We start from the raw sequence: 4,322 nt of genomic DNA on the forward strand, positions 1-4,322 counted from the left end.
CCCAGTCGACTACGCCAAGGCGCTGGAGCGGCTGCACGCCGGCATGCGCAAGGTTGACGTGCCGAGCCCGCGGTTCACGGATCGCATCGCGGAGGCGGAAGACGTCGTTGCCGACCCGGATCTCTCGCCAGCGCTCGCCGACGCGGACCGCGCGTTCCTCAGCGGCAGACTGGGAAGCCTGCGGCGGGCGATCGAGGACCGCGGCGCCGTGGAGCAGTTGCTCCACGGCGAGCCGCATCCAGGCAATGTGCTCGGCACGGAGAACGGCCCGTTGTTCATCGACCTTGAGACGTGCTGCCGTGGACCCGTCGAGTTCGATCTCGCCCATGTCTCCGAGGCGGTCTGCGAGCACTATCCGAACGTGGACCAAGGACTGCTGGACGAGTGTCGGCAGCTCGTTCTCGCGATGGTCGCAGCCTGGCGTTGGGAACGCGGCGACCAGCTTCCGAACGGGAGGCGATTCGGAGAGGAGTTCCTGCGCTCGCTGCGCGAGGGTCCTCCTTGGCCGACACTCGACACGGTCGCCAGACGACTGGATGGTCTGTAGAAGTCGCCGAAGGGCGTCGGCGGGGCGCCCGGAAGCCCTCCGGCAGGCTTCCGGCGATCTCGGTCTCACGGCCGCACCGCTTGGCCGGCCGTACGGCGCGGTCCGGCGCGTGCCCCCGCCGTTCTCCCGCCTCGCGCCAGTGCGACCGGAACGGCCGTTCCACCCCGGCGCTGCTCCCGGTCGACCGCACTGACGGGGAACGGCTGCCCCAACTGCCTTGCCCGGCACCCGGATTGTCGCCGCCGCAAACCATCTAGATACCTCCCAGGGGTATTTGACCCAGTCGTGGGCGGTGAGCTAACCTCTCGTCAGATTCATACCCCACCAGGGTATGAGGGAGAGGAGTGGTGATGAGCGAGGAGAACTGGCACCTCAAGGGCGAGTGGTTCGACGTATGCAGTTGCTCGACACCCTGTCCTTGCACCTTCGCGCAGGCTCCGACGAACGGCGCCTGTATGTTCACGCTCGTATGGCAGATCCACGAAGGGCACTTCGGCGATGTGCGCCTGGACGGCCTGGGCGTCGTGGCGCTCGGCGAGTTCGCCGGGAACATGTGGGTGAACGACCCTGACGCCACGATGACCGCCATGTTCTACATAGACGCGAAGGGAACGCCCGCACAGCGGGACGCCCTGGAGGAAATCTTCCGCGGCAACACCGGGGGATGGCCGGGCAAGTTCGGATCACTGATCAGCGAAGTGCGCAGCGTGCAGTACGCCCCGATCCGCTTCGATGCCGCGCCGGATCTCGCGTACTGGCACGCGACCGTGTCCGACAAGGTGAGCGTGGGCGCCACGGCGCTGACCGGTCCCACCTCGGACCCCGACCGCCGGGTGCAGTTGATCAACGCCCCCGGGGCGGAGGTGGGGCCCGGCCAGGTGGCGACCTGGGGTGTGGTCAGCGCGGACCACGCCGAAGGCTTTGACTTCTCCCGCGAGTACCGGGGCGGGTCGAGCAAGCACTTCCCGTTCGACTGGCGGCCGGACGCGTAACGGCCCGTGGCCTGTGGGCAGGGGCCCGGTGAGGGCTGGGAGCGGTGGGGCACGGGGCCCTGGTGCGGTCGGACCCGGGGGCCGGGGGCCCGTGCCCCGGCGGCGGGCGGGCGCTACCGTCTCCTCGTATGGGTCATACGGGGCGCGGACGCCAATGGCGTGACGGTACGGATGTGTTGCGGCTCCCGGGCATCGGTGAGCCCGTGCCCGTCGAGATCGCGGCGAGCCGCCGGACGCGGCAGCGCGGGCTGCTGGGCCGCGACGGCTTCGATGGCGCGATGCTGCTGACGCCGTGCAGCGGAGTGCACACCTTCCGGATGCGCTTCGCCATCGACGTCGCCTATCTGGACCGCGACCTCACCGTCCTCGACCTCCACACGCTGCGTCCGGGCCGCCTCGGCCGCCCCCGATTCCGGGCCCGCCATGTGCTGGAGTCCCGGGCGGGGGCGATGGCGGAATGGGGAGTGCGGCCGGGGGTGCGGCTGGCGATCGGGGCTCCCTGACCGCGCCACGCCAAACGGCCACAGCCACGGCCAATGAGCCAGGGCCAATGAGCCAGGGCGCCCGGCCGTCAAAGCGCGGGCACGGCCACGGGTCACCCCCGTCGGCGCCCACCCGGACACCCAGACACCCAGACACGCGGACACCCGGACACCCGGGCACCCGGACACCCGGACACCCGGCTCGATGATGTGCGAAAGAACCTGGAATGGCCCTTGAATGGGCAGGCCATGTGGGCTTGCACCGGATTCCCCAGGCATGCGTCAACATTGCCCCCCATCAGCGGTTCTGCCCACGACAAAGCCGAAAAGAAACGTTTCAGCGAGTGAGTGCGACAGCCACTCGACGAATGAACGATTCAGTCAACCTTCGCCCCTTGCAGGCCATTAACTGCCGCCGCATTTCCTTTGGCGCGCTTTCGCTTGACGCTGTGCGGGTGGCGGGCTGTCCGCCTCGTCGTAATCCTCAACGGCCGGTGCGTGGCCCGCGAGGCTGTCCGTAGCGCATTGGCAGAAGGAGTGTCTGCATGATCCGCCGTTCCAGGACGTTGTCTTCAGGGCTCGCAGCGGTGGGGGCCACCGCACTCATCAGTGTGGCGATGCCCCCGCAGGCGGCACACGCCGCGATCCTCACCTGCGGCCAGACCGTCACGACCAGCGTCGTTCTCGACAATGACCTGCTCAACTGCCCCGGTGACGGTCTCGTCGTCGGCGCCAACGGCATCACCATCGACCTCAACGGACACCTTGTCGACGGCGTCGGCCTGGGCGCCGGAATCCGCAACAACGGGTTCGACAACGTCACCGTCACCAACGGCATCAGCACCCCCGCCCGTGTGGAGCAATTCGACTACGGAGTAGCGCTCAACCCTGGCACATTGGGCAACATCGTCGAAAAGCTCACCATCCAGAACAACGAACTCGTCGGTGTCCAACTCAACGACGCGGACAACAACAACCGCATACGCAACAACACCATATCCTTGCAGGTCCAAAGAGGCGTCTCGTTAACCGGCGGGTCGAGCAACAACGTCGTCCTCGGCAACACGATGGCCACCAACAAGTCCGGGGGCATATTCGTTCAGAACTCCGCCGACAACCTCCTCGAAGGCAATCAGATCACCGGCAGCGGAGACGCCGGACTGATCCTGGAAGGCGCCAGCCGCAACACCCTGCTGACCAACAGCGTCGGCGTCAGCAGCGACGGCGCGATCGTCCTGCGGCTCAGCTCGAACGACAACCTCGTCCAGAGCAACACATCCACCCAGAGCGCGGATGCCGGACTGACGGTCTCCGGCTCCACCGGCAACCGCATCCTGTCCAATACGCTCCAGGGCAGCGGCGACAGCGGAATCTCCCTGGATTCGTCCAGCGGCAGCACGATCACCGGCAACAACGTCAGCGGCAACACCGGTGGCATCGAGCTGTTCCTCTCCGGCAGCAACGTGATCAAGTCCAACAACGCGAGCGACACCACCGGGGACGGGATCAGCCTGGCGCAGTCGCCGAACAACGTCGTGGAACTCAACCAGGCCAACCGCAACGGCTCACGGGGCATCTACGTCGACGGGCTCGCGGCCTCCGGGACCGGCAACCAGCTCATCAGCAACACCACCAACGCCAACCAGGGCAGCGGCATCTTCGTCTCGAAGGCCGTTCACACCGTCCGGGCCAACACCTCCCGCAACAACGGAAGCTGGGGCATCCTCGCCGACCCGGGCAACACCGACGGCGGCGGGAACCTGGCCAGCGGCAACTCCCAGGTCGCCCAGTGCCAGGGCGTCGTCTGTACCCCCTGAGGCACCGTGACCCGTAACCCGTAACCCGTAACCCGTAACCCGTGACCCGGCACCACGTGCGTGATGAGCCCCTGACCGGCCGGACGGCTGCCCGTCAGCCGACCCCAAGGCCGGTCAGGGGCGCTTCACCGCTCGCACTCGCCGTCCGCCGACGTCACCTCGGCCACCGGGTCCCGTACGCGCCGGGCGGGCAACCTCAGGAAGAGGCGTCAGGAAGAGGCGTGACGGCCCGGGGGGCGGCGGGTGAGGAGGGTCCAGAGGGCCAGGCCGAGCAGCAGGGCGGAGCCCATGCCGATGCCGGAGACGGCGACGACGGTGAAGAGGGTCTCGTGTCGGTCGTCGTCATCGACGCGCCCCTCCTTGGCCGCCGCACGGTCGTCGTCGGTGAGGGCGAACCCGGCCGCGGCGGCGTCGCCCGCGTACCCGGGGCCCCGCTGGGGAGTGCCCGCGACGGCGACGCGCAGGGTCATCGGGAGGGGGCTCG

General features: G+C 68.3%; 4 protein-coding genes and 1 pseudogene. 4 read left to right on the top strand and 1 reads right to left on the bottom strand.

What is annotated here, in order from left to right:
- The 4 genes from ACWF94_RS18880 to ACWF94_RS18895 form a co-directional block, all read left to right on the top strand.
- Window positions 1–547: phosphotransferase family protein (locus ACWF94_RS18880; protein ID WP_453489163.1), on the top strand; the 547-nt coding region annotated here is incomplete at its 5' end.
- A gap of 350 nt (window positions 548–897) precedes the next feature.
- Entirely contained in the window at window positions 898–1,539 is a 642-nt protein-coding gene (locus ACWF94_RS18885; RefSeq protein WP_453489166.1) for a DUF1326 domain-containing protein, read from the top strand.
- Window positions 1,540–1,667: 128 nt separating this feature from the next.
- The gene (locus ACWF94_RS18890; protein ID WP_453489168.1) at window positions 1,668–2,042 is read left to right on the top strand and encodes a DUF192 domain-containing protein; all 375 of its coding nucleotides are present in this window, start codon (window positions 1,668–1,670) and stop codon (window positions 2,040–2,042) included.
- Window positions 2,043–2,566: 524 nt separating this feature from the next.
- Window positions 2,567–3,838 (top strand): right-handed parallel beta-helix repeat-containing protein, encoded by a 1,272-nt coding sequence (locus ACWF94_RS18895; protein WP_453489170.1) that lies wholly within the window; start codon window positions 2,567–2,569, stop codon window positions 3,836–3,838.
- 209 nt (window positions 3,839–4,047) lie between these two features.
- Here ACWF94_RS18895 and ACWF94_RS18900 read toward each other — a convergent pair.
- Window positions 4,048–4,322: pseudogene (locus tag ACWF94_RS18900) on the bottom strand (hypothetical protein); the annotation flags it as partial.

The organism is Streptomyces sp. NPDC055078, from assembly GCF_053607985.1.